This window comes from Pseudomonas fluorescens, assembly GCF_902497775.2.
In the GTDB taxonomy this organism is placed as follows: Bacteria; Pseudomonadota; Gammaproteobacteria; order Pseudomonadales; family Pseudomonadaceae; genus Aquipseudomonas; species Aquipseudomonas putida_F.
Genome location: NZ_OZ024668.1, coordinates 11,759 through 36,767, shown reverse-complemented (window position 1 = coordinate 36,767; position 25,009 = coordinate 11,759). Strand labels below are relative to the sequence as shown.

At 56.4% G+C, this 25,009-nt stretch carries 35 protein-coding genes; all 35 read right to left on the bottom strand.

What is annotated here, in order from left to right; translation table 11 throughout:
* Window positions 1–120: 120 nt before the first annotated feature.
* On the bottom strand, window positions 121–585 hold the full coding sequence (bfr, locus tag F8N82_RS00250; RefSeq protein WP_038998490.1) for a bacterioferritin: 465 nt from the start codon (window positions 583–585) through the stop codon (window positions 121–123).
* Between the two features lie 155 nt (window positions 586–740).
* Complete coding sequence (locus F8N82_RS00245; RefSeq protein ID WP_038998489.1) at window positions 741–2,189, bottom strand: catalase; 1,449 nt, start codon at window positions 2,187–2,189, stop codon at window positions 741–743.
* A 173-nt stretch (window positions 2,190–2,362) separates the two neighbouring features.
* Window positions 2,363–2,749, bottom strand: a complete 387-nt coding sequence (gene rplQ, locus F8N82_RS00240; RefSeq protein ID WP_002555463.1) for a 50S ribosomal protein L17 — start codon at window positions 2,747–2,749, stop codon at window positions 2,363–2,365.
* Window positions 2,750–2,792: 43 nt separating this feature from the next.
* Entirely contained in the window at window positions 2,793–3,794 is a 1,002-nt protein-coding gene (locus F8N82_RS00235; protein WP_003186012.1) for a DNA-directed RNA polymerase subunit alpha, read from the bottom strand.
* Window positions 3,795–3,816: 22 nt separating this feature from the next.
* Window positions 3,817–4,437 carry a 30S ribosomal protein S4 gene (gene rpsD / locus F8N82_RS00230; protein WP_010220321.1) on the bottom strand — a complete coding sequence of 207 codons (621 nt, stop codon included), beginning with the start codon at window positions 4,435–4,437 and terminating at the stop codon, window positions 3,817–3,819.
* Between the two features lie 15 nt (window positions 4,438–4,452).
* Window positions 4,453–4,842, bottom strand: coding sequence for a 30S ribosomal protein S11 (gene rpsK, locus F8N82_RS00225; protein WP_002555466.1), 390 nt, complete (start codon window positions 4,840–4,842; stop codon window positions 4,453–4,455).
* Between the two features lie 30 nt (window positions 4,843–4,872).
* A complete protein-coding gene (gene rpsM, locus F8N82_RS00220) occupies window positions 4,873–5,229 on the bottom strand; it encodes a 30S ribosomal protein S13 (RefSeq protein WP_038998488.1) in 357 nt (118 codons plus the stop codon).
* Between the two features lie 131 nt (window positions 5,230–5,360).
* On the bottom strand, window positions 5,361–5,477 hold the full coding sequence (gene rpmJ / locus F8N82_RS00215; protein ID WP_002555468.1) for a 50S ribosomal protein L36: 117 nt from the start codon (window positions 5,475–5,477) through the stop codon (window positions 5,361–5,363).
* A gap of 28 nt (window positions 5,478–5,505) precedes the next feature.
* A complete protein-coding gene (gene secY, locus F8N82_RS00210) occupies window positions 5,506–6,837 on the bottom strand; it encodes a preprotein translocase subunit SecY (RefSeq protein WP_010220319.1) in 1,332 nt (443 codons plus the stop codon).
* On the bottom strand, window positions 6,838–7,272 hold the full coding sequence (gene rplO, locus F8N82_RS00205) for a 50S ribosomal protein L15 (protein ID WP_010220318.1): 435 nt from the start codon (window positions 7,270–7,272) through the stop codon (window positions 6,838–6,840).
* Between the two features lie 3 nt (window positions 7,273–7,275).
* On the bottom strand, window positions 7,276–7,452 hold the full coding sequence (gene rpmD / locus F8N82_RS00200; RefSeq protein ID WP_010220317.1) for a 50S ribosomal protein L30: 177 nt from the start codon (window positions 7,450–7,452) through the stop codon (window positions 7,276–7,278).
* Between the two features lie 2 nt (window positions 7,453–7,454).
* A complete protein-coding gene (gene rpsE, locus F8N82_RS00195; RefSeq protein WP_010220316.1) occupies window positions 7,455–7,955 on the bottom strand; it encodes a 30S ribosomal protein S5 in 501 nt (166 codons plus the stop codon).
* Between the two features lie 3 nt (window positions 7,956–7,958).
* On the bottom strand, window positions 7,959–8,309 hold the full coding sequence (rplR, locus tag F8N82_RS00190; RefSeq protein ID WP_009397496.1) for a 50S ribosomal protein L18: 351 nt from the start codon (window positions 8,307–8,309) through the stop codon (window positions 7,959–7,961).
* A 10-nt stretch (window positions 8,310–8,319) separates the two neighbouring features.
* On the bottom strand, window positions 8,320–8,853 hold the full coding sequence (gene rplF, locus F8N82_RS00185) for a 50S ribosomal protein L6 (RefSeq protein WP_010220314.1): 534 nt from the start codon (window positions 8,851–8,853) through the stop codon (window positions 8,320–8,322).
* Between the two features lie 12 nt (window positions 8,854–8,865).
* Window positions 8,866–9,258: a 30S ribosomal protein S8 gene (gene rpsH / locus F8N82_RS00180; RefSeq protein ID WP_010220313.1), complete on the bottom strand. Its 393-nt coding sequence runs from the start codon at window positions 9,256–9,258 to the stop codon at window positions 8,866–8,868.
* A 209-nt stretch (window positions 9,259–9,467) separates the two neighbouring features.
* Window positions 9,468–9,773 carry a 30S ribosomal protein S14 gene (gene rpsN, locus F8N82_RS00175; RefSeq protein WP_038998487.1) on the bottom strand — a complete coding sequence of 102 codons (306 nt, stop codon included), beginning with the start codon at window positions 9,771–9,773 and terminating at the stop codon, window positions 9,468–9,470.
* A gap of 13 nt (window positions 9,774–9,786) precedes the next feature.
* The gene (gene rplE / locus F8N82_RS00170; protein WP_010220311.1) at window positions 9,787–10,326 is read right to left on the bottom strand and encodes a 50S ribosomal protein L5; all 540 of its coding nucleotides are present in this window, start codon (window positions 10,324–10,326) and stop codon (window positions 9,787–9,789) included.
* Window positions 10,327–10,346: 20 nt separating this feature from the next.
* A complete protein-coding gene (gene rplX, locus F8N82_RS00165; RefSeq protein WP_009397501.1) occupies window positions 10,347–10,661 on the bottom strand; it encodes a 50S ribosomal protein L24 in 315 nt (104 codons plus the stop codon).
* 11 nt (window positions 10,662–10,672) lie between these two features.
* Window positions 10,673–11,041 (bottom strand): 50S ribosomal protein L14, encoded by a 369-nt coding sequence (rplN, locus tag F8N82_RS00160; RefSeq protein ID WP_002555479.1) that lies wholly within the window; start codon window positions 11,039–11,041, stop codon window positions 10,673–10,675.
* Between the two features lie 23 nt (window positions 11,042–11,064).
* Entirely contained in the window at window positions 11,065–11,331 is a 267-nt protein-coding gene (rpsQ, locus tag F8N82_RS00155) for a 30S ribosomal protein S17 (protein WP_028944481.1), read from the bottom strand.
* Window positions 11,332–11,333: 2 nt separating this feature from the next.
* On the bottom strand, window positions 11,334–11,525 hold the full coding sequence (gene rpmC, locus F8N82_RS00150; RefSeq protein ID WP_002555481.1) for a 50S ribosomal protein L29: 192 nt from the start codon (window positions 11,523–11,525) through the stop codon (window positions 11,334–11,336).
* Window positions 11,525–11,938, bottom strand: a complete 414-nt coding sequence (rplP, locus tag F8N82_RS00145; RefSeq protein WP_003255479.1) for a 50S ribosomal protein L16 — start codon at window positions 11,936–11,938, stop codon at window positions 11,525–11,527. Before rplP ends, rpmC begins: the two co-directional genes overlap by 1 nt.
* Before the next feature lie 12 nt (window positions 11,939–11,950).
* Window positions 11,951–12,637 carry a 30S ribosomal protein S3 gene (rpsC, locus tag F8N82_RS00140; RefSeq protein ID WP_010220308.1) on the bottom strand — a complete coding sequence of 229 codons (687 nt, stop codon included), beginning with the start codon at window positions 12,635–12,637 and terminating at the stop codon, window positions 11,951–11,953.
* Between the two features lie 13 nt (window positions 12,638–12,650).
* Window positions 12,651–12,983, bottom strand: a complete 333-nt coding sequence (rplV, locus tag F8N82_RS00135; RefSeq protein WP_003103908.1) for a 50S ribosomal protein L22 — start codon at window positions 12,981–12,983, stop codon at window positions 12,651–12,653.
* Between the two features lie 11 nt (window positions 12,984–12,994).
* A complete protein-coding gene (gene rpsS / locus F8N82_RS00130; RefSeq protein WP_002555486.1) occupies window positions 12,995–13,270 on the bottom strand; it encodes a 30S ribosomal protein S19 in 276 nt (91 codons plus the stop codon).
* Between the two features lie 16 nt (window positions 13,271–13,286).
* Window positions 13,287–14,111 carry a 50S ribosomal protein L2 gene (gene rplB, locus F8N82_RS00125; protein ID WP_038606161.1) on the bottom strand — a complete coding sequence of 275 codons (825 nt, stop codon included), beginning with the start codon at window positions 14,109–14,111 and terminating at the stop codon, window positions 13,287–13,289.
* A 14-nt stretch (window positions 14,112–14,125) separates the two neighbouring features.
* Entirely contained in the window at window positions 14,126–14,425 is a 300-nt protein-coding gene (gene rplW / locus F8N82_RS00120; protein WP_010220306.1) for a 50S ribosomal protein L23, read from the bottom strand.
* Window positions 14,422–15,024, bottom strand: coding sequence for a 50S ribosomal protein L4 (rplD, locus tag F8N82_RS00115; protein ID WP_010220305.1), 603 nt, complete (start codon window positions 15,022–15,024; stop codon window positions 14,422–14,424). Before rplD ends, rplW begins: the two co-directional genes overlap by 4 nt.
* 12 nt (window positions 15,025–15,036) lie before the next feature.
* Window positions 15,037–15,672 (bottom strand): 50S ribosomal protein L3, encoded by a 636-nt coding sequence (rplC, locus tag F8N82_RS00110; RefSeq protein ID WP_010220304.1) that lies wholly within the window; start codon window positions 15,670–15,672, stop codon window positions 15,037–15,039.
* An 80-nt stretch (window positions 15,673–15,752) separates the two neighbouring features.
* Entirely contained in the window at window positions 15,753–16,064 is a 312-nt protein-coding gene (rpsJ, locus tag F8N82_RS00105; RefSeq protein ID WP_003186070.1) for a 30S ribosomal protein S10, read from the bottom strand.
* Between the two features lie 143 nt (window positions 16,065–16,207).
* A complete protein-coding gene (gene tuf, locus F8N82_RS00100) occupies window positions 16,208–17,401 on the bottom strand; it encodes an elongation factor Tu (RefSeq protein WP_038998486.1) in 1,194 nt (397 codons plus the stop codon).
* Window positions 17,402–17,431: 30 nt separating this feature from the next.
* Window positions 17,432–19,579 (bottom strand): elongation factor G, encoded by a 2,148-nt coding sequence (fusA, locus tag F8N82_RS00095; protein WP_038998485.1) that lies wholly within the window; start codon window positions 19,577–19,579, stop codon window positions 17,432–17,434.
* A 30-nt stretch (window positions 19,580–19,609) separates the two neighbouring features.
* Window positions 19,610–20,080 carry a 30S ribosomal protein S7 gene (gene rpsG / locus F8N82_RS00090; protein ID WP_008089143.1) on the bottom strand — a complete coding sequence of 157 codons (471 nt, stop codon included), beginning with the start codon at window positions 20,078–20,080 and terminating at the stop codon, window positions 19,610–19,612.
* Between the two features lie 120 nt (window positions 20,081–20,200).
* Window positions 20,201–20,572 carry a 30S ribosomal protein S12 gene (rpsL, locus tag F8N82_RS00085; protein ID WP_003186084.1) on the bottom strand — a complete coding sequence of 124 codons (372 nt, stop codon included), beginning with the start codon at window positions 20,570–20,572 and terminating at the stop codon, window positions 20,201–20,203.
* Between the two features lie 210 nt (window positions 20,573–20,782).
* Entirely contained in the window at window positions 20,783–24,982 is a 4,200-nt protein-coding gene (gene rpoC, locus F8N82_RS00080) for a DNA-directed RNA polymerase subunit beta' (RefSeq protein WP_038998483.1), read from the bottom strand.
* Window positions 24,983–25,009: the final 27 nt, after the last annotated feature.

Sequence of the window (25,009 nt, the reverse complement as noted above, 5' to 3'; positions counted from 1 at the left end):
GGCGTCCCTGCGATTGCGGTTTGTCTATCGAATCGCATCGCGGGGCAAGCCCGCTCCCACCGGGTGGACTCCACAAAACAAAAAGCCCCGCACTGGCGGGGCTTTTTTTATTCCGGAAAATTACATCTGCGATTGCAGGTAGTTTTCCAGGCCGATCGACTTGATCAGGCCCTGCTGCTTTTCCAGCCAGTAGGTGTGGTCTTCTTCGGTATCGGCCAGTTGCACGCGCAGGATGTCGCGGCTGATGTAGTCCTTGTGCAGCTCGCACAGCTCGATGCCTTTGCACAACGCGGCTCGCACCTTGTACTCCAGGCGCAGGTCGGCGGCGATCATGTCCGGCACGGTGGTGCCCACGTCCAGGTCATCAGCACGCATGCGCGGGGTGCCTTCGAGCATGAGGATACGACGCATCAGGGCATCGGCGTGTTGTGCCTCTTCTTCCATTTCGTGGTTGATACGCTCGTAGAGCTTGCTCAAGCCCCAGTCTTCGTACATCCGCGAGTGGATGAAATATTGGTCACGTGCCGCCAGTTCGCCCGTCAGCAACGTGTTGAGATAATCGATTACGTCCGGGTGACCTTGCATCGCCCTGCCTCTCCCTGTGTGAAAGTCATAGTTTGAACCAGGATGACCGGAAGGTCACTGAGAATTGGGCAAAAAAGTGCAAAAAAGCGGGTGAACAGTAGTGATATTCATTGAAAAACCGCCCAAATGAGGGCGGTTCTTCTTATCACTTCGACTTAGGCGAGATTTATGCCCAAAGCCTTGGCAATCCCTTCGCCATAGGCCGGATCGGCCTTGAAGAAGTGCTGCAACTGGCGCTGGACCACATCTTCAGAAACACCGCCCATGGCACCGGCGATGTTGCTGATCAGCAGCGCCTTCTGCTCCGGGTTCATCAAGCGGAACAGCGCACCGGCGTGGCTGTAGTAGTCGGTGTCTTCACGGTGATCGTAACGATCAGCGACACCGTTGAGCGCCAGCGGCGGCTCAGCGTACTGCGGGGCCTGCTTCGGTGCATTGGCGTAGCTGTTTGGCTCATAGTTCGGTGCCGCACCGCCGTTGCTGCCAAATGCCATGGAACCATCACGCTGGTAGCTGTTCACCGGGCTGCGTGGGGCGTTTACCGGCAGTTGCTGGTGATTGGTACCGACACGGTAGCGATGGGCGTCTGCATAGGCGAATACACGGCCCTGCAGCATACGGTCTGGCGACAGGCCGACACCCGGCACCATGTTGCTCGGGCCGAACGCGGCTTGTTCGACTTCGGCAAAGTAGTTCAGCGGGTTACGGTTGAGCTCCAGTTCGCCAATCTCGATCAACGGGTAGTCCTTCTGCGACCAGGTCTTGGTCACGTCGAACGGGTTCTCGTCGCGGCTGGCCGCTTCTTCTTCGCTCATCACCTGGATGCACACGGCCCATTTCGGGAAATCACCACGCTCGATCGCTTCGAACAGGTCGCGCTGGGCGTAATCCGGGTCGGTGCCAGCCAGGCGCGCGGCCTCGGCAGGCGCCAGGTTCTTGATGCCCTGCTTGGTCTTGAAGTGCCATTTGACCCAGGTACGCTGGCCCTGTGCGTTGATCAGACTGTAGGTATGGCTGCCGAAGCCGTGCATGTGCCGGTAGCCGTCCGGGATCCCGCGGTCGGAGAACAGGATGGTGACCTGGTGCAGTGCTTCGGGCGAGTGCGACCAGAAGTCCCACATCATCTGCGCGCTTTTCAGGTTGCTTTGCGGCAGACGCTTCTGGGTGTGGATAAAGTCGGGGAATTTCAGCGGGTCACGGATGAAGAACACCGGGGTGTTGTTGCCAACGATGTCCCAGTTGCCTTCCTCGGTGTAGAACTTCAGGGCAAAACCACGTGGGTCACGCTCGGTATCGGCCGAACCGCGTTCGCCACCAACCGTGGAGAAGCGCAGGAAGGTTTCGGTCTGCTTGCCAACGTTGCCGAACAGCTTGGCGCAGCTGTACTGGGTGATATCGCGGGTAACGGTGAAGGTGCCATAGGCACCCGAGCCTTTAGCGTGTACACGGCGCTCAGGGATGTTCTCGCGGTTGAAGTGCGCAAGCTTCTCGATCAGGTGGAAGTCATCCAGCAACAACGGGCCGCGCGGGCCTGCCGAACGCGAATTCTGGTTGTCGGCCACCGGTGCCCCGCTGGCGGTGGTCAGTATTTTGTTCTGGCTCATGCTCTCTCTCCCTATCGGTCTTGAACGGCCGGCTAATCGGCTTGGGATGAGTATCGACCACAACTATGACAACAACAAATTCATTACCTGACTCAGATCAATAGATTATTACAATACATGCAGACACAAAAAACCGGGCGCTAGGCCCGGTTTCTTGTTACAGACTGTTCGCCTTACTCAGCAGCTTCAACCGAGCCACCGACAGGACGATCAACCAGCTCGACGTACGCCATAGGTGCGTTATCGCCAGCGCGGAAGCCGCACTTGAGGATACGCAGGTAGCCGCCCTGACGGGTGGCATAGCGCTTGCCCAGATCGTTGAACAACTTACCGACGATTTCTTTCGAACGGGTACGGTCGAAAGCCAGACGACGGTTAGCAACGCTGTCTTCCTTGGCCAGGGTGATCAGCGGCTCGGCAACGCGGCGCAGTTCCTTGGCTTTTGGCAGAGTAGTTTTGATCAGCTCGTGCTCGAACAGCGACACCGCCATGTTTTGGAACATGGCCTTACGGTGAGAGCTAGTACGGCTCAGGTGACGTCCACTTTTACGATGACGCATGGGTTCATTCCTTACCAAACACTACGTTCGGTGATTACGACGATCAGGCAGTCGCCTTGTCGTCCTTCTTAAGACTTGCAGGCGGCCAGTTGTCGAGGCGCATGCCGAGGGACAGACCGCGGGAGGCCAGAACGTCCTTGATTTCAGTCAAGGATTTCTTGCCCAGGTTCGGAGTCTTCAACAGCTCTACTTCGGTACGCTGAATCAGGTCGCCGATGTAGTAGATGTTTTCCGCCTTAAGGCAGTTAGCCGAACGTACAGTCAGTTCCAGATCGTCAACCGGGCGAAGCAGGATCGGATCGATCTCGTCTTCCTGCTCGACAACCACTGGTTCACTGTCACCTTTGAGGTCGACGAACGCAGCCAACTGCTGTTGCAGAATGGTTGCAGCGCGACGGATAGCCTCTTCAGGATCCAGGGTACCGTTGGTTTCCAGATCAATTACCAGCTTGTCCAGGTTGGTACGCTGCTCGACACGGGCGTTTTCCACCACGTATGCGATACGGCGAACCGGGCTGAACGAAGAGTCGAGCTGCAAGCGACCAATGCTGCGGCTTTCGTCTTCATCGCTCTGACGCGAATCGGCCGGCTCATAACCACGACCACGAGCTACGGTGAGCTTCATGTTCAAGGCGCCATTCGACGCCAGGTTAGCGATTACGTGATCGGGGTTAACGATCTCGACATCATGATCCAGCTGAATATCGGCAGCGGTAACCACCCCCGAACCCTTCTTCGACAAGGTCAGCGTAACTTCGTCACGACCGTGCAGTTTGATAGCCAGGCCTTTCAGGTTCAACAGGATTTCAATGACATCTTCCTGTACACCTTCGATTGCCGAGTACTCGTGGAGTACACCGTCAATCTCGGCCTCGACTACTGCACAGCCAGGCATGGAGGACAACAGGATGCGACGCAGCGCGTTGCCCAGGGTATGGCCAAAGCCACGCTCGAGAGGCTCGAGCGTGATTTTAGCGCGGGTTGGACTGACGACCTGCACATCGATGTGGCGGGGCGTCAGGAACTCATTTACCGAAATCTGCATGGATGCACCTATTTTCTAGCCCTTACTTGGAGTAGAGCTCGACAATCAGGCTTTCGTTGATGTCGGCGGACAGGTCGCTGCGAGCAGGAACGTTCTTGAAAACGCCCGACTTCTTAGCAGCATCCACATCTACCCACTCAACGCGGCCACGCTGGGCGCACAGTTCAAGGGCTTGAACAATGCGCAGCTGGTTCAGCGACTTCTCGCGAACCGCGACCACGTCACCCGGACGAACTTGGTAGGACGGAACGTTTACAGTCTTGCCGTTTACGCTGATCGCTTTGTGCGAAACCAGCTGACGGGATTCGGCACGAGTAGCGCCAAAGCCCATACGATAAACGACGTTATCCAGACGGCACTCGAGCAGTTGCAGCAGGTTCTCACCAGTAGCGCCCTTCTTGGAGGCCGCTTGCTTGTAGTAACCGCTGAATTGACGCTCAAGTACGCCGTAGATACGACGAACTTTTTGTTTCTCACGCAGCTGGGTGCCGTAGTCGGACTGACGACCGCGGCGCTGACCGTGGATACCTGGGGCTGCTTCGATGTTGCACTTCGATTCCAGAGCGCGAACGCCGCTCTTCAGGAACAGATCGGTGCCTTCACGACGAGACAGTTTGCATTTTGGACCAATGTAACGTGCCATTTATCTGTCTCCTGATTACACGCGGCGCTTCTTCGGCGGACGGCACCCGTTATGCGGGATTGGCGTCACGTCGGTGATGCTGGCGATCTTATAGCCACAGCCGTTCAGAGCACGAACAGCGGACTCACGACCTGGACCTGGACCCTTGACGTTGACGTCGAGGTTCTTCAGACCATATTCCAGCGCAGCTTGACCAGCACGTTCAGCAGCTACCTGAGCAGCGAACGGGGTGGACTTGCGGGAACCGCGGAAACCCGAACCGCCGGAGGTAGCCCAGGACAGAGCGTTACCTTGACGATCGGTGATGGTCACGATGGTGTTGTTAAAAGAGGCATGGATGTGGGCGATGCCATCAACCACTGTCTTTTTGACTTTTTTACGAGGACGAGCAGCAGGTTTTGCCATTTCTAAATTCCTGTCGATTCGCTGGTGCGATTACTTGCGGATCGGCTTACGCGGGCCCTTACGGGTACGCGCGTTGGTCTTGGTACGCTGACCGCGTACTGGCAGACCCCGACGATGACGCAGGCCGCGGTAGCAACCCAGGTCCATCAACCGCTTGATTTTCATGTTGATGTCACGGCGCAGATCACCTTCGGTGATGTACTTCGCAACTTCAGTACGCAGCGATTCAACCTGCTCGTCGCTCAGATCCTTGATCTTTGCGGCTGGGTTGACCCCAGTGTCTGCACAGATTTTCTGTGCAGTAGTGCGACCAACACCATAGATGTAGGTCAGCGAGATAACAGTGTGCTTGTTATCTGGAATGTTGACGCCTGCAATACGGGCCATTCAGTGGGACTCCAATTGACAGCTACCTACGCCCCGGAAGCCAAGAAATAGGGCGCGAGATAATATCGCTGTAGAAACAAATAATCAACCCAGCAGCGCACTAGCTGCTGGGTTTGAAGCGCAGATCACAATCAGCCTTGGCGCTGCTTGTGACGTGGTTCCGCACTGCAAATTACTCGAACGACACCTTCGCGGCGAATAATTTTGCAGTTACGGCACAGCTTTTTCACCGATGCACGAACTTTCATCACCAACTCCTCGAACCTTAAGGGTCAATCAGCGCAGCAGACCGCTGCCACCGTAGCCTTTCAGGTTGGCTTTCTTCATCAGGGATTCGTACTGGTGCGAAACGAGGTGCGATTGTACTTGGGACATGAAGTCCATCACAACCACTACCACAATCAGCAACGAGGTCCCGCCAAGGTAGAACGGAACGTTTGCCGCAACCACCAGGAACTGGGGAAGCAGACAGACGGCCGTCATATAAAGAGCACCGAACATGGTCAAGCGGGTCAGAACGCCATCAATGTAGCGCGCCGACTGCTCACCTGGACGGATACCCGGAATAAAGGCACCGGACTTCTTCAGGTTTTCCGCTACGTCTTTCGGATTGAACATCAACGCCGTATAGAAGAAGCAGAAGAAAATAATCCCTGCACTAAACAGCAGAATATTCAACGGCTGACCAGGAGCGATCGACTGCGAGATGTCCTGCAACCAGCCCATACCTTCGGACTGACCGAACCAGGCACCCAGCGAAGCCGGGAACAGCAAGATGCTGCTCGCGAAAATGGCAGGGATTACACCCGCCATGTTCACTTTCAACGGCAAGTGGCTGGTCTGCGCAGCGAAGACCTTGCGGCCCTGCTGACGCTTGGCGTAGTGAACGGCGATACGACGCTGACCACGCTCAATGAACACCACGAAACCGATAATCGCTACTGCCAGCAAACCGATAGCGACCAGGGCGAAAATGTTGATATCGCCTGTGCGTGCAGACTCGAAAGACTGCCCGATTGCTCTCGGAAGACCGGCGACGATACCTGCGAAAATCAACATCGAGATACCGTTGCCTACACCGCGCTCGGTGATCTGCTCGCCCAGCCACATCATGAACATCGCGCCGGCCACAAACGTGGACACCGCAACGAAATGGAAGCCAAAGTCAGCAGAAAACGCCACGCCCTGACCGGCCAGACCAATGGACATGCCAATGGCCTGGACCAGCGCCAGGATAACGGTGCCGTAGCGGGTGTACTGGCTGATCTTGCGACGGCCAGCTTCACCTTCCTTCTTCAACTGCTCCAGCTGCGGGCTGACGGCGGTCATCAGTTGCATGATGATCGATGCCGAAATGTACGGCATGATCCCCAATGCAAAGATGCTCATCCGTTCCAGCGCGCCGCCGGAAAACATGTTGAACAAGCTAAGAATGGTCCCCTCATTCTGTCGAAACAGTTCCGCCAGCCGGTCCGGGTTGATACCTGGAACTGGGATGTGTGCGCCTATCCGGTAGACGATGATCGCCAGGAACAGAAAACGCAGACGAGCCCAGAGTTCAGACATCCCGCCTTTGCCGAGCGAAGAGAGAGCACCTTGCTTAGCCATTTATTCCTCGAACTTGCCGCCAGCTGCTTCGATAGCCGCACGCGCACCTTTGGTGGCTGCGATACCCTTGATGGTGACCGCGCGAGTAACTTCGCCGGACAGCATGATTTTCACACGCTGTACGTTTTGGTTAATCACGTTGGCATCCTTCAGGGATTGCACGGTGACAACGTCGCCTTCCACTTTGGCCAGCTCGGACAGACGCACTTCTGCGCGGTCCATGGCTTTCAGGGAAACGAAGCCGAATTTCGGCAGACGACGGTGCAGCGGCTGTTGACCGCCTTCAAAGCCTGGAGCAATGGTGCCACCGGAACGGGAGGTCTGACCTTTGTGGCCGCGGCCACCAGTCTTACCCAAACCGCTACCGATACCACGGCCCGGACGATGCTTCTCGCGACGGGAACCCGGCGCTGGACTCAGATCATTGAGTTTCATCGATTAACCCTCGACGCGCAGCATGTAGTAAGCCTTGTTGATCATCCCGCGATTCTCGGGAGTATCCAGGACTTCTACAGTGTGACCGATGCGGCGCAGACCCAGACCCTTAACACACAGTTTGTGGTTAGGGAGACGGCCGGCGGTGCTTTTGATCAGCGTTACTTTAACGGTAGCCATGATCAGCGGATCTCCTCAACGCTCTTGCCGCGCTTGGCAGCAATGGACTCAGGAGATTGCATAGCCTTCAGACCCTTGAAAGTGGCATGAACCACGTTCACTGGGTTGGTCGAGCCGTAGCACTTGGCCAGGACGTTCTGAACGCCAGCAACTTCCAGGACGGCACGCATTGCGCCACCGGCGATGATACCGGTACCTTCCGAGGCAGGCTGCATGTACACCTTCGACGCGCCATGGGCGGACTTGGTGGCGTACTGCAGAGTAGTGCCGTTCAGGTCTACCTGAATCATGTTGCGACGAGCAGCTTCCATGGCTTTCTGGATCGCAGCAGGTACTTCGCGCGATTTGCCACGGCCGAAGCCAACACGACCTTTACCATCACCAACCACGGTCAACGCGGTGAAAGTGAAGATACGGCCGCCTTTGACGGTTTTAGCAACGCGGTTAACTTGAACCAGCTTCTCGATGTAGCCTTCGTCGCGCTTTTGATCGTTATTTGCCATAACTTAGAACTCCAGCCCGCCTTCACGAGCAGCATCAGCCAGCGCTTTGACGCGGCCATGGTACTTGAAGCCGGAACGGTCAAAGGCAACTTGAGATACACCGGCGGCTTTCGCACGCTCAGCTACCAGCTTGCCAACCTTAGTGGCCGCGTCGATGTTGCCGGTGGCACCATCACGCAGTTCTTTGTCCAAGGTCGAGGCACTGGCCAAAACCTTGCTGCCGTCGGCCGAAATGACCTGGGCGTAGATGTGCTGCGAGGAGCGGAACACGCAGAGACGCACGACTTCGAGTTCGTGCATTTTCAGGCGTGCTTTGCGAGCGCGACGCAGTCGAGTAACTTTTTTGTCGGTCATTTGCTAGGCCCTACTTCTTCTTGGCTTCTTTACGACGGACGACTTCGTCCGCGTAACGCACACCCTTGCCTTTGTACGGCTCTGGTGGACGGAAGTCGCGGATTTCAGCGGCCACCTGACCTACCAGCTGCTTGTCGATACCCTTGATCAGGATATCGGTCTGGCTTGGGGTCTCTGCGGTGATACCGGCCGGCAGTTCGTAATCCACTGGATGCGAGAAGCCGAGTGCCAGGTTCAGCACGGTGCCTTTGGCTTGTGCTTTGTAACCAACACCGACCAGCTGGAGCTTGCGCTCGAAGCCTTGGCTTACGCCCTGGACCATGTTGTTCACCAGGGCGCGGGTAGTACCGGCCATAGCGCGAGTTTGTTGATCGCCATTGCGAGCAGCGAAACGCAGCTCACCAGCTTCTTCAACAATTTCAACCGACGAGTGAACGTTCAGTTCGAGAGTGCCCTTGGCACCCTTCACCGAAAGCTGTTGGCCGACGAATTTGACTTCGACACCGGCTGGCAGCTTAACGGGGTTCTTAGCGACGCGAGACATGCTTATCCCCCCTTAGAACACTGTGCAGAGAACTTCGCCGCCGACACCGGCAGCGCGCGCAGCACGATCAGTCATCACACCTTTGTTGGTGGAGACGATAGACACGCCCAGACCGCCACGTACTTTCGGCAGTTCTTCGACGGACTTGTACTGACGCAGGCCTGGACGACTTACGCGCTTGACTTCCTCGATGACCGGACGGCCTTCGAAGTATTTCAGCTCGATGGAAAGCGATGGTTTTACTTCGCTGCTGACTTGGTAGCCAGCGATGTAACCTTCATCTTTCAGAACTTTGGCTACCGCAACCTTCAGAGTCGACGAAGGCATGCTTACGACGGACTTTTCAGCCATCTGGGCATTACGGATGCGAGTTAGCATGTCCGCTAACGGGTCCTGCATACTCATGGGCTAGACGCTCCTGATACAAGAAAAATTAGCCTCTCGGCTACTACAGTCCCCTGAAAACGCCGGACGTAAAAACCCGGGCTCAGGAGAGCCGGTCATTCTAGACAGTTCCCAGAAACGAAACAAGCCCCAGAAGGGGCTTGTTTCGTTGCAAGGTCACCGGTGGTCGGAAGATTGCTCCCCCGCCACCTGGACGCTGCCGGTACGTCTTACCAGCTGGCTTTAACCAGACCTGGAACGTCACCGCGCATTGCTGCTTCACGCAGCTTGTTACGGCCGAGGCCGAACTTGCGGTAAACGCCGTGTGGACGACCGGTGATGCGGCAACGGTTACGCAGGCGCGCAGCGCTGGCGTCACGTGGTTGCTTCTGCAGAGCTACGACGGCGGCAAAACGCTCTTCTGGAGTTGCTTCCAGGTTCACGATGGTCGCTTTCAGCTCGGCACGCTTCTTGGCGTACTTGGCAACAGTGAGCTGACGCTTCAGCTCACGGTTTTTCATGCTCTTCTTGGCCATTTTCCTACTCCAATCAGTTGCGGAACGGGAATTTGAAAGCACGCATCAGAGCGCGGCCTTCGTCATCGTTCTTGGCAGTGGTGGTCAGGGTAATGTCCAGACCGCGCAGAGCATCGATCTTGTCGTAGTCGATTTCCGGGAAGATGATCTGCTCTTTCACGCCCATGCTGTAGTTGCCACGACCATCGAAGGACTTGGCATTCAGGCCGCGGAAGTCGCGAACCCGAGGCAGGGAGATCGCCAGCAGGCGGTCCAGGAATTCGTACATACGATCACGGCGCAGAGTAACTTTAACGCCGATCGGCCAGCCCTCACGGACTTTGAAGCCCGCGATGGATTTCCGAGCGAAAGTCACAACGGCTTTCTGACCGGTGATCTTCTCCAGGTCAGCAACAGCGTGCTCGATGACTTTTTTGTCGCCGACAGCTTCGCCCAGACCCATGTTCAGGGTGATCTTGGTAACGCGCGGAACTTCCATCACGTTCGCCAGCTTAAGTTCTTCCTTAAGCTTGGGAGCAATCTCGTTCCGGTAAATCTCTTTCAGTCGTGCCATGGTCTTCTACCTAGCAGTGTTCAAGCATCAACCGCTTTTTGGGTCGACTTGAAGACACGAATTTTTTTGCCGTCTTCTACTTTGAAACCAACGCGGTCAGCCTTGTTGGTTTCGCCGTTGAAAATGGCGACGTTGGAAGCGTGCAGTGGCGCTTCTTTCTCGACGATACCGCCCTGTACGCCCGACATCGGGTTAGGCTTGGTATGACGCTTCACCAGGTTGATCCCACCAACGACCAGACGGTCGTCAGCGAGAACCTTGAGCACCTTACCGCGCTTACCTTTGTCTTTGCCGGCGATCACGATGATCTCGTCGTCACGACGAATCTTTTGCATGTCGGATCTCCTTACAGCACTTCTGGGGCGAGCGAGACGATCTTCATGAACTTCTCAGTACGAAGTTCACGGGTCACTGGCCCAAAGATACGGGTGCCGATCGGCTCTTGCTTGTTGTTCAGCAGAACAGCAGCATTGCCATCAAAGCGGATGATGGAGCCGTCAGCGCGACGGACACCGTGGCGAGTGCGGACTACAACAGCAGTCATCACTTGGCCTTTCTTCACTTTACCGCGAGGAATTGCTTCCTTTACGGTTACCTTGATGATGTCACCGATGCCGGCGTAACGGCGGTGCGAACCGCCGAGAACCTTGATGCACATGACGCGACGAGCGCCGCTGTTATCGGCCACATCGAGCATGGATTGAGTCTGAATCATAAAATTTCTCCGACCCTTAGCCCTTAGACTTCAACAGCGCGTTCGAGAACTTCAACCAGTGCCCAAGCTTTGGTCTTGGCCAGCGGACGGGTCTCACGGATGGAGACCTTGTCGCCGATATGGCACTGATTGGTTTCGTCGTGCGCGTGCAGCTTAGTCGAACGCTTAACGTATTTACCGTAGATCGGGTGCTTTACGCGACGCTCGATCAGTACGGTGATGGTTTTGTCCATCTTGTCGCTGACGACACGGCCAGTCAGCGTACGGACGGTTTTTTCAGCTTCAGCCATGATCACTTACCTGCCTGCTGGTTGAGCACAGTTTTCACGCGAGCGATGTCACGCTTAACTTGCGAGAGCAGGTGCGACTGCCCCAACTGGCCAGTTGCTTTCTGCATACGCAGATTGAACTGGTCGCGCAGCAAGCCGAGCAGTTGCTCGTTCAGCTGCTGTGCTGATTTTTCACGAAGTTCATTCGCTTTCATCACATCACCGTCCGCTTAACAAAGGAGGTGGCGAGAGGCAGCTTTGCAGCCGCCAAGGCGAAAGCCTCACGCGCCAGCTCTTCAGAAACACCCTCGATCTCGTACAGGACTTTGCCTGGCTGGATCTGGGCAACCCAGTACTCCACGGAACCTTTACCTTTACCCATCCGCACTTCGAGAGGCTTCTTGGAGATCGGCTTGTCCGGGAACACACGGATCCAGATTTTACCGCCACGTTTTACGTGACGGGTCAGAGCACGACGTGCCGACTCAATCTGGCGGGCGGTGAGACGACCGCGAGCAACAGCTTTCAGAGCAAATTCGCCGAAGCTAACTTTGCTACCGCGCAGTGCCAGACCACGGTTGTGGCCAGTCATCTGCTTGCGGAATTTTGTACGCTTTGGTTGCAACATTTGGCGTACCCCTTACTTAGCAGCTTTTTTACGAGGCGCTGGTGCTTGTGGTTTCAGTTCTTCTTGGCGACCACCAATTACTTCGCCTTTGAAAATCCAAACCTTCACACCGATCACACCGTAAGTGGTGTGAGCTTCGTAGGTGGCATAGTCGATATCGGCACGCAGGGTGTGCAGTGGCACACGACCTTCGCGATACCATTCAGTACGTGCGATTTCAGCACCGCCGAGACGACCGCTCACTTGGATCTTGATGCCTTTGGCACCAATGCGCATGGCGTTCTGTACGGCGCGCTTCATGGCGCGACGGAACATCACACGACGCTCCAGCTGCTGAGCTACGCTCTGAGCTACCAGCATACCGTCGAGTTCCGGCTTGCGGATCTCTTCGATGTTGATGTGCACAGGCACACCCATTTGCTTGGTCAGGTCCTGACGCAGTTTCTCAACATCTTCACCTTTCTTCCCGATAACGATACCAGGACGAGCGGTGTGGATGGTGATGCGTGCAGTTTGGGCCGGACGATGGATATCGATACGGCTAACGGACGCGCTTTTTAGTTTGTCTTGGAGGTACTCACGCACATTCAGATCTGCGAGCAAATAGTCCGCATAAGTCCGACCGTCTGCGTACCAGACGGAGGTGTGCTCCTTGACGATTCCCAGGCGAATGCCAGTGGGATGTACTTTCTGACCCATCTGATCGACTCCGTTACTTGTCCGCAACCTTGACAGTGATATGGCAAGACCGCTTGACGATGCGATCAGCGCGGCCTTTGGCACGCGGCATGATGCGCTTCAGCGAACGCCCTTCGTTGACGAAAACGGTGGAGACCTTCAGGTCATCAACGTCTGCGCCTTCGTTATGCTCGGCGTTGGCTACGGCCGACTCGAGGACTTTCTTCATGATTTCAGCGGCTTTTTTGCTGCTGAAAGCCAACAGGTTGAGCGCTTCGCCCACCTTCTTCCCGCGGATCTGGTCGGCGACCAAGCGGGCTTTCTGGGCGGAGATTCGAGCGCCCGACAACTTAGCGGCTACTTCCATTTCCTTACCCCTTAACGCTTGGCTTTCTTGTCAGCCACGTGCCCACGATAAGTGCGGGTACCGGCAAACTCGCCCAGTTTATGGCCGACCATGTCTTCGTTCACAAGAACTGGGACGTGTTGGCGACCGTTGTGTACCGCGATGGTCAGACCGACCATTTGTGGCAGGATCATCGAACGGCGCGACCAGGTCTTAACTGGTTTGCGATCGTTCTTTTCCGCCGCCACTTCGATCTTCTTCAGTAGGTGAAGATCGATAAAAGGACCTTTTTTCAGAGAACGTGGCACTGTCGTATCCCTCTATTTACTTGCGACGACGGACGATCATGTTGTCGGTACGCTTATTACCACGAGTCTTCGCGCCCTTAGTCGGGAAGCCCCATGGCGATACCGGATGACGACCACCGGAGGTACGACCTTCACCACCACCATGTGGGTGGTCAACCGGGTTCATGGCAACACCACGAACGGTTGGGCGAACGCCACGCCAGCGTTTGGCACCAGCTTTACCCAGCGAACGCAGGCTGTGCTCGGAGTTCGAGACTTCACCCAGGGTCGCACGGCATTCAGCCAGGACTTTACGCATTTCACCAGAGCGCAGACGCAGGGTCACATAGACACCTTCGCGAGCGATCAGCTGAGCCGAAGCACCAGCGGAACGAGCGATCTGTGCACCTTTGCCCGGCTTCAGTTCGATGCCGTGAATGGTGCTACCCACTGGGATGTTGCGCAGTTGCAGGGAGTTGCCTGGCTTGATTGGAGCCAGAGCGCCTGCGATCAGCTGGTCGCCAGCAGCAACGCCTTTAGGGGCGATGATGTAGCGGCGCTCGCCGTCTGCGTAGCACAGCAGTGCGATGTGAGCAGTACGGTTTGGATCGTATTCGATACGCTCGACAGTGGCGACGATGCCATCTTTGTCGTTGCGACGGAAATCGACCATACGGTAATGCTGCTTATGACCACCACCTACGTGACGAGTAGTGATGCGGCCATTGTTGTTACGACCACCAGACTTCGATTTCTTCTCGAGCAGCGGTGCGTGAGGAGCGCCTTTATGCAGCTCCTTGTTGACCACCTTGACCACGAAACGGCGGCCAGGGGAAGTCGGTTTGCATTTAACGATTGCCATGATGCACCCCTTCCTTACTCAGCACTGCTGCTGAAATCGAGATCTTGGCCTGGCTGAAGCGAAACGATCGCTTTCTTCCAGTCATTGCGCTTGCCCAGACCACGTGCGGTACGCTTGGTTTTACCCAGAACGTTTACAGTCGACACGTTTTCGACTTTTACGCCGAACAGGCCTTCGACAGCTTTCTTGATTTCCAGCTTGGTTGCGTCAGTAGCAACCTTGAATACGAACTGGCCTTTTTTCTCAGCCAGAACGGTAGCCTTCTCGGAAACATGCGGGCCAAGGAGGACTTTAAATACGCGTTCCTGGTTCATCCCAGCAGCTCCTCGAATTTCTTCACGGCCGACACAGTGATCAACACTTTGTCGTATGCGATCAGACTGACCGGATCGGAACCCTGTACGTCACGTACGTCGACGTGCGGCAGGTTACGAGCAGCCAGGTACAGGTTCTGATCAACAGCGTCCGAAACGATCAGAACGTCGCTCAGACCCATGCCGTTCAGCTTGTTCAGCAGGTCTTTGGTTTTCGGTGCTTCAACAGCGAAGTCCTGAACCACGACCAGACGGTCGGTACGCACCAGCTCAGCGAGGATGGAACGCATTGCTGCGCGGTACATCTTCTTGTTGAGCTTCTGCGAGTGATCCTGAGGACGAGCTGCGAAAGTGGTACCGCCGCCACGCCAGATTGGGCTACGGATAGTACCGGCACGAGCACGGCCAGTGCCTTTCTGACGCCATGGGCGCTTACCGCCACCAGCAACGTCGGAACGGGTTTTCTGCTGCTTGGTGCCCTGACGGCCGCCGGCCATATAGGCCACGACTGCTTGGTGTACCAGCGTCTCGTTGAATTCGCCGCCGAAAGTCAGTTCGGAAACTTCGATCGCTTGAGCGTCATTTACATTTAGTTGCATGTCAGCTTCCCCTTAACCGCGAGCCTTGGCAGCCGGACGCACAACCAGATCGCTGCCAGTTGCGCCTGGAACGGCACCCTTGACCAGCAACAGATTGCGTTCAGCGTCGACGCGCACTACTTCGAGGGACTGAACGGTCACGCGCTCGGCGCCCATGTGACCGGACATTTTTTTGCCCTTGAATACACGACCAGGAGTCTGGCACTGGCCGATAGAGCCCGGGACGCGGTGGGAGACGGAGTTACCGTGGGTGTTATCTTGACCGCGGAAATTCCAGCGCTTGATGGTACCGGCAAAGCCTTTACCCTTGGACTGGCCGGTAACGTCTACCAGCTGACCTGCAGCGAAGATTTCAGCGTTGATCGAATCTCCGGCCTGGAACTCACCTTCTTCAAGGCGGAATTCCCAGACACCGCGACCCGCGGCAACGTTCGCCTTAGCGAAGTGACCTGCTTGAGCAGCAGTCACGCGCGAAGCGCGACGCTCACCGACAGTGACTTGCACTGCACGATAGCCATCGGTTTCTTCAGTTTTGAACTGGGTGACGCGATTCGGCTCGATCTCAATGACCGTGACCGGAATGGAGACACCTTCTTCGGTGAAAATACGGGTCATACCGCATTTACGACCGACTACACCAATAGTCATGTTGTAAACCTCATGAGTGTACGGGGCTTTCACCCGCTATGGCCGCCCATTTCAGAGCGTTACACGACTAAGACCGTGTCTTAGCCGAGGCTGATCTGCACTTCCACGCCGGCCGCAAGATCAAGCTTCATAAGAGCATCAACGGTTTTATCCGTTGGCTGGACGATGTCCAGAACGCGCTTATGAGTACGGATCTCGTACTGGTCACGCGCGTCTTTGTTGACGTGCGGGGAGACCAGAACGGTGAACCGCTCTTTACGGGTAGGCAGTGGAATTGGACCACGCACTTGAGCACCAGTACGTTTCGCGGTTTCCACGATTTCCTGGGTGGATTGGTCGATCAGGCGATGGTCAAAAGCCTTCAACCTGATACGGATTTGCTGATTTTGCATTGGATTTCAGACTCCAGGCTGCTATTCCCACCGGGCGCACTACGCCCGTTAAAAGGAGGCGTGATTCTATAGAGGGCCCCACTGAGTGTCAACCCAATAAAAAAGCCCCCGCTGAGCGGGGGCCTTTTTTAAGCGATCAACGATTACTCGATGATTTTGGCTACGACGCCGGCGCCGACGGTACGACCGCCTTCACGGATAGCGAAGCGCAGACCGTCTTCCATCGCGATGGTCTTGATCAGGGTGACAACCATTTTGATGTTGTCGCCTGGCATGACCATTTCAACGCCTTCTGGCAGCTCGCAGTTGCCAGTTACGTCGGTGGTACGGAAGTAGAACTGTGGACGGTAGCCTTTGAAGAACGGAGTGTGACGACCGCCTTCTTCTTTGCTCAGCACGTACACTTCAGCTTCGAACTTGGTGTGCGGCTTGACCGAACCTGGCTTGACCAGAACCTGGCCACGCTCAACGTCGTCACGCTTGGTGCCGCGCAGCAGCACGCCGCAGTTCTCGCCAGCACGACCTTCGTCCAGCAGCTTGCGGAACATCTCAACACCGGTGCAGGTGGTGGTGGTGGTGTCACGCAGACCAACGATTTCCAGGGCGTCTTGAACGCGGACGATACCACGCTCGATACGACCGGTAACAACGGTACCACGACCCGAGATCGAGAATACGTCTTCGATTGGCATCAGGAACGGCTTGTCGATCAGACGAACTGGCTCTGGGATGTAGGTATCCAGAGTTTCAACCAGTTTACGAACGGCAGTGGTGCCCATTTCGTTGTCGTCTTTGCCTTCCAGAGCCATACGAGCCGAACCGATGATGATCGGAGTGTCGTCGCCTGGGAAGTCGTAGGTGGACAGCAGGTCGCGAACTTCCATCTCGACCAGTTCCAGCAGCTCAGCGTCGTCTACCAGGTCAGCCTTGTTCAGGAAGACCACGATGTACGGAACGCCAACCTGACGGGACAGCAGGATGTGCTCACGGGTTTGCGGCATCGGACCATCAGCGGCCGAGCAAACCAGGATCGCGCCGTCCATCTGGGCAGCACCGGTGATCATGTTCTTCACGTAGTCAGCGTGACCTGGGCAGTCAACGTGAGCGTAGTGACGAATAGTCGAGTTGTACTCAACGTGCGCGGTATTGATGGTGATACCGCGAGCTTTCTCTTCTGGAGCGCTGTCGATCTTGTCGAAGTCGACGATTGCGGAACCGAAAACTTCGGAGCAAACGCGAGTCAGAGCTGCGGTCAGAGTGGTTTTACCGTGGTCAACGTGACCGATGGTGCCAACGTTGACGTGCGGAAGGGAACGATCAAATTTTTCTTTAGCCACGACAGTGAACCTCTTGCCTAAAGGGCTGGATTAGCCTTGTTTTTTAACGAGTGCTTCGACGATATTCGACGGAGCTTCGGCGTATTTGGAGAATTCCATGGAGTAGCTCGCGCGACCCTGAGACATGGAACGAACGTCGGTCGCATAACCGAACATTTCTCCGAGCGGAACTTCAGCACGGACAACCTTGCCGGACACCGAATCTTCCATACCCTGGATCAGACCACGACGACGGTTCAGGTCACCCATCACGTCACCCATGTAGTCCTCAGGGGTCACAACTTCTACCTTCATGATCGGCTCAAGCACTTTACCGCCGCCTTTGGCTGCGAGTTGCTTGGTCGCCATGGAGGCCGCCACCTTGAACGCCATCTCGTTGGAGTCGACGTCGTGGTAGGAACCATCAAACACGGTTGCCTTCAGGCCGATCAGCGGATAGCCGGCAACGATGCCGTTCTTCATCTGCTCCTCGATACCCTTCTGGATCGCCGGGATGTATTCCTTAGGAACCACACCACCTACAACCTCGTTGGTGAATTCCAGGCCTTCGGTGATGTTGCCTTGTGCGTCCACTGTTGGCTGCGAGAAGCGAATCCAGCAGTGACCGAACTGACCGCGACCACCGGACTGACGAACGAACTTACCTTCGATCTCGACGTTGTCCTTGGTGATCTGCTCGCGGTACGAAACCTGCGGCTTACCGATGTTGGCTTCGACGTTGAACTCGCGCTTCATGCGGTCAACGAGGATGTCCAGGTGAAGCTCGCCCATACCGGAGATGATGGTCTGGCCGGTTTCTTCGTCGGTTTTGACGCGGAACGACGGGTCTTCCTGAGCCAGTTTGCCCAGTGCGATACCCATCTTCTCCTGGTCTTGCTTGGTCTTCGGCTCAACAGCAACCGAAATCACAGGCTCCGGGAAGTCCATACGCTCGAGGATGATCGGCTTGTCGGCGTTGCACAGGGTGTCACCGGTAGTGACGTCCTTCATGCCGATCAGAGCAGCGATGTCGCCTGCCAGTACTTCTTTGATTTCTTCACGCTGGTTGGCGTGCATCTGCACCATACGACCAACGCGCTCTTTCTTGCCCTTGACCGAGTTGATCACGGAGTCGCCAGACTGCAGCATGCCCGAGTAAACGCGCACGAAAGTCAGGGTACCCACGAACGGGTCAGTTGCAATCTTGAACGCCAGAGCCGAGAACGGCTCGTTGTCGTCTGCATGACGCTCGTCGTAGTCGGCGTCAACCAGCTCGTCTTTCGGCTTCTCGATCAGATCAGGGTGGATACCCTTGATCGCCGGGATTTCGGTCGGAGCAGGCAGGAAGTCGATAACGGCGTCGAGAACCAGGGGAACGCCCTTGTTCTTGAACGACGAACCGCAGACAGCCGGAACGATCTCGCTGGCCAGGGTGCGCGCACGCAGACCGGCTTTGATTTCTTCGACGGTCAGCTCACCTTCTTCAAGGTACTTGTTCATCAGCTCTTCGTTGGCTTCAGCAGCGGCTTCGACCATATTGGCGCGCCACTCTTCGGCCAGCTCCAGCATATCGGCAGGAATTTCTTCCTCGCGATAAGTGGTGCCCTTGTCGTCGTCGTTCCAGTAGATAGCCTTCATCTTGATCAGGTCAACCTGACCCTGGAAGTTATCTTCCGAACCGATGGCCAGTTGAACAGGAACCGGGGTGTGACCCAGACGGTTCTTGATCTGACCTACGACGCGCAGGAAGTTGGCACCAGCACGGTCCATCTTGTTCACGTAAACAACACGTGGAACGCCGTACTTGTTGGCTTGACGCCATACGGTTTCGGACTGTGGCTCAACGCCGGAAGTGCCGCAGAAAACAACGACCGCGCCGTCGAGTACGCGCAGCGAACGTTCTACTTCAATGGTGAAGTCAACGTGGCCGGGGGTATCGATGACGTTTACGCGGTAGTTGTCATACTGGCCACGGGAACCCTGCCAGAAGGTGGTTACAGCAGCGGAGGTAATGGTAATACCCCGCTCCTGCTCCTGCACCATCCAGTCGGTGGTCGCGGCGCCGTCATGCACCTCGCCCATTTTGTGGCTCAGGCCTGTGTAGAACAGGATCCGCTCGGTAGTGGTAGTTTTGCCCGCGTCAACGTGCGCGCAAATACCAATGTTACGGTAGCGGTTGATTGGAGTAGTACGAGCCATAGAGCCCTCGCAAAAATAGTGATGCCAGAATTAGAAGCGGTAGTGCGAGAACGCTTTGTTGGCTTCAGCCATACGGTGTACGTCTTCACGCTTCTTGACTGCAGCACCTTTGCCTTCAGCGGCATCCAGCAGCTCGCCAGCCAAGCGCAGAGCCATGGACTTCTCGCCACGCTTGCGGGCGTAGTCTACCAACCAGCGCATTGCCAGGGCGTTACGACGGGATGGACGAACTTCAACAGGGACCTGGTAAGTGGCACCGCCAACACGGCGCGACTTAACTTCGACCAGCGGAGCGATGGCGTCGAGAGCTTTCTCGAAGATTTCCAGGGGATCGCTGTTCTTGCGTTCTTTAACCTTGTCCAGTGCACCGTAAACGATACGCTCGGCAACGGCTTTTTTGCCGCTTTCCATTACGTGGTTCATGAACTTGGCGAGGATCTGGCTTCCGTATTTTGGATCGTCCAGAATCTCACGCTTGGCTGCTACACGACGTCTTGGCATTGATAAGCCCTCAAACGGTCTTCAGGTTAGCCCGGGACAGTGCCCCCTAAGGGTGCGTGCCCGACCTTACTCTTATCGACTCAATAAAATTGATAACTGCAAACTGCAACAAACGGCCGATTACTTCGGACGCTTGGTACCGTACTTCGAACGACCTTGGTTACGACCTTTGACGCCGGAGGTATCCAGGGAGCCGCGAACGGTGTGGTAACGAACACCTGGCAAGTCTTTTACACGACCGCCACGGATCAGTACGACGCTGTGCTCTTGCAGGTTGTGGCCTTCACCGCCGATGTACGAGGAAACCTCGAAACCGTTGGTCAGACGCACACGGCATACTTTACGCAGTGCCGAGTTAGGTTTTTTCGGCGTGGTGGTGTACACACGGGTGCACACGCCACGACGTTGCGGGCAGTTCTGCAGCGCAGGAACGTCGGATTTCTCGACGATACGCTTACGCGGCTGACGTACCAGCTGGTTGATAGTTGCCATCTACTAGCTCCACTGTTGTCTTGCGACGCTATTGTCTTGCAAGAAAAGCAAAAATTGGCAGGACGGAGTCCCACCAAATTTAGGGGTACAAGAGTCTAAAGAGGATCTTGCCCCCAGTCAAGACAAGGCCCCGGCCCTCCCCTTCCGGTCATCGGCAACAAATTATGTCACCGATGGCCAAAACAGGCTTGCCGAGGCCCCGTCCTACTTTCAGTTACCGCTGGAATTCAGCGCTTCGGTCAGTGCGGCTTCCACCTCACTGGCACTTACGCGCAGCGGCTTGTCGGCATCACGGCGACGCTTGCGCTCGCTGTGGTAGGCCAGACCGGTACCGGCCGGGATCAAACGACCCACGACCACGTTTTCTTTCAGGCCGCGCAGGTAATCGCGCTTGCCGGTTACCGCCGCTTCGGTCAGTACGCGGGTGGTTTCCTGGAAGGAAGCCGCCGAGATGAACGATTCGGTGGACAGCGAGGCCTTGGTGATACCCAGCAGTACGCGAGTGAACTTGGAGACAAACTTGTCTTCGGCGCCAAGGCGCTCGTTCTCTACCAGTACATGGGTCAGTTCCATCTGGTCGCCCTTGATGAAGCTGGAATCACCCGACTCGGCAATCTCAACCTTGCGCAGCATCTGACGCAAAATGGTTTCGATGTGCTTGTCGTTGATCTTCACGCCTTGCAGACGGTAAACGTCCTGAATCTCGTTGACGATGTACTTGGCCAGCGCGCTGACACCCAGCAGACGCAGGATGTCGTGCGGATCGCTCGGACCGTCGGAGATAACTTCGCCGCGGTTCACTTGCTCGCCTTCGAAGACGTTCAGGTGACGCCACTTCGGAATCAGCTCTTCGTACGGATCGCTGCCATCGTTCGGGGTGATGACCAGACGGCGCTTGCCCTTGGTCTCTTTACCGAAGGCGATGGTGCCGCTGACTTCAGCCAGAATCGAGGCTTCTTTCGGACGACGGGCTTCGAACAAGTCGGCAACCCGCGGCAGACCACCGGTGATGTCACGGGTCTTCGACGTTTCTTGCGGGATACGCGCGATAACGTCACCGACACCGATCTGGGCACCGTCGGCCACACCAACCAGGGCGTTCGCCGGCAGGAAGTACTGAGCCGGTACGTCGGTACCTGGCAGCAGCAGATCCTTGCCATTAGCGTCGACCATCTTGATTGCAGGACGGATTTCCTTACCTGCAGCCGGACGGTCTTTGACGTCCAGAACTTCAATGTTGGTCAAACCAGTCAATTCGTCAGTCTGACGCTTGATGGTGATGCCTTCTTCCATGCCCACGAAGGTCACGGTACCTTTCATTTCGGTAACGATCGGGTGGGTGTGCGGGTCCCACTTGGCGACGATTGCGCCAGCGTCGACCTTGTCGCCTTCCTTCACGGAAATGACCGCACCGTAAGGCAGCTTGTAGCGCTCACGCTCACGACCGAATTCGTCGGCAATCGCCAACTCACCGGAACGCGATACGGCAACCAGATTACCGTCGGCACGCTCAACCTGTTTCAGGTTGTGCAGGCGAACCATACCGCCGTTCTTCACCTGGACGCTGTCGGCAGCCGAGGTCCGGCTTGCAGCACCACCGATGTGGAACGTACGCATGGTCAGCTGGGTACCCGGCTCACCGATCGACTGGGCAGCGATAACGCCGACCGCTTCACCGATGTTCACCTGGTGACCGCGAGCCAGGTCACGACCGTAGCACTTGGCGCAGATGCCGTAGCGGGTTTCGCAGCTGATCGGCGAACGCACGATCACTTCGTCGATGCTGTTCAGCTCGATGAACTCGACCCACTTCTCGTCGACCAGGGTACCGGCCGGAACGATAACGTCGTCGGTGCCTGGCTTGAACACGTCACGGGCAATAACACGACCCAGTACACGCTCACCCAGCGGCTCTACAACGTCGCCGCCTTCAATGTGCGGCGTCATCAGCAGGCCTTGCTCGGTGCCGCAGTCGATCTCGGTCACGACCAGATCCTGGGCAACGTCTACCAGACGACGGGTCAGGTAACCGGAGTTCGCGGTTTTCAACGCGGTATCCGCAAGACCTTTACGAGCACCGTGAGTCGAGATGAAGTACTGGAGAACGCTCAGACCTTCACGGAAGTTCGCGGTGATCGGCGTCTCGATGATCGAGCCGTCCGGCTTGGCCATCAGACCACGCATACCGGCCAACTGACGAATCTGAGCTGCCGAACCCCGGGCACCGGAGTCAGCCATCATGTACATCGAGTTGAAGGACTCTTGCTCGACTTCGTCGCCATTGCGGTCGATGACTTTCTCTTTCGAGAGGTTGGTCATCATCGCCTTGGACACTTCGTCGTTCGCCTTGGACCACAAGTCGATGACTTTGTTGTACTTCTCGCCCTGGGTTACCAGGCCGGAGGCGTACTGGCTCTCGATCTCTTTCACTTCATCGGTGGCAGCACCGATGATGCGGGCTTTTTCATCCGGGATAACGAAGTCGTTAACACCGATGGAAACACCGGAGATGGTCGAGTAGGCAAAACCGGTGTACATCAGCTGGTCAGCGAAGATCACGGTCTCTTTCAGACCAACCACGCGGTAGCACTGGTTGATCAGCTTGGAGATCGCCTTTTTCTTCATTGGCTGGTTGACCACGTCGTACGACAGACCTGGTGGAACAACCTGGAACAGCAGAGCACGGCCGACGGTGGTGTCGACGATACGGGTGTTCTTGACGCTGCCGCCATCACGATCGTTTACGGTTTCGTTGATACGAACCTTGATCTTGGCGTGCAGGGCAGCTTCGCCGGCGCGGAACACGCGGTCGACTTCCTGCAGGTCGGCGAATACGCGACCTTCGCCCTTGGCGTTGATGGCTTCGCGGGTCATGTAGTACAGACCCAGTACAACGTCCTGCGACGGAACGATGATTGGCTCACCGTTGGCTGGCGACAGAATGTTGTTGGTCGACATCATCAGCGCGCGCGCTTCGAGCTGGGCTTCCAGCGTCAGCGGCACGTGAACGGCCATTTGGTCACCGTCGAAGTCGGCGTTGTACGCAGCACAGACCAGCGGGTGCAGCTGGATAGCCTTACCTTCGATCAGTACCGGTTCAAACGCCTGGATGCCCAGACGGTGAAGGGTCGGTGCACGGTTGAGCAGTACGGGGTGTTCGCGAATCACTTCGGCGAGAACGTCCCAAACCTCTGGCAGCTCGCGCTCGACCATCTTCTTGGCAGCCTTGATGGTGGTCGCCAGACCACGCATTTCCAGCTTGCCGAAAATGAACGGTTTGAACAGCTCGAGAGCCATCTTCTTCGGCAGACCGCACTGGTGCAGACGCAGGGTCGGACCTACGGTAATTACCGAACGGCCGGAGTAGTCAACGCGCTTACCGAGCAAGTTCTGACGGAAACGACCTTGCTTACCCTTGATCATGTCGGCCAGGGATTTCAGAGGACGCTTGTTCGAGCCAGTGATGGCACGACCGCGACGGCCGTTATCCAGCAAGGCGTCGACCGCTTCCTGCAGCATGCGCTTTTCGTTGCGCACGATAATGTCCGGCGCGGACAGGTCGAGCAGGCGCTTCAGACGGTTGTTACGGTTGATCACCCGACGATACAGGTCGTTCAGGTCGGAAGTCGCGAAGCGACCGCCATCCAGCGGAACCAATGGACGCAGGTCTGGCGGCAGAACCGGCAGAACGGTCAGGACCATCCACTCAGGCAGGTTGCCCGAGCCCTGGAAGGCTTCCATCAGTTTCAGGCGCTTGGACAGCTTCTTGATCTTGGTTTCCGAGTTGGTCTGCGGAATCTCTTCGCGCAGGCGACCGATCTCGTGCTCCAGGTCGATAGCGTGCAGCAGCTCGCGGACAGCTTCGGCACCCATGCGGGCGTCGAAGTCATCACCGAACTCTTCCAGCGCTTCGAAGTACTGCTCGTCGTTGAGCAGTTGGCCTTTTTCCAGAGTGGTCATGCCCGGGTCGATAACGACGTAGCTCTCGAAGTAGAGAACGCGCTCGATATCACGCAGGGTCATGTCCATCAGCAGGCCGATACGGGACGGCAGCGATTTCAGGAACCAGATGTGGGCAACCGGCGAAGCCAGTTCGATGTGCGCCATGCGCTCACGACGAACCTTGGCCAGGGCGACTTCAACGCCGCACTTCTCGCAGATCACGCCGCGGTGTTTCAGGCGCTTGTACTTACCGCACAGGCACTCGTAGTCCTTGACTGGGCCAAAGATCTTGGCGCAGAACAGGCCGTCACGCTCAGGTTTGAACGTACGGTAGTTGATGGTTTCCGGCTTTTTAACTTCACCGAACGACCACGAACGGATCATCTCAGGCGAGGCCAATCCGATACGGATGGCGTCGAACTCTTCGACTTGACCCTGGTTTTTCAGCAAATTCAGTAGGTCTTTCAAGGCCTTTCCTCCTGGCGGAGCAGGGAG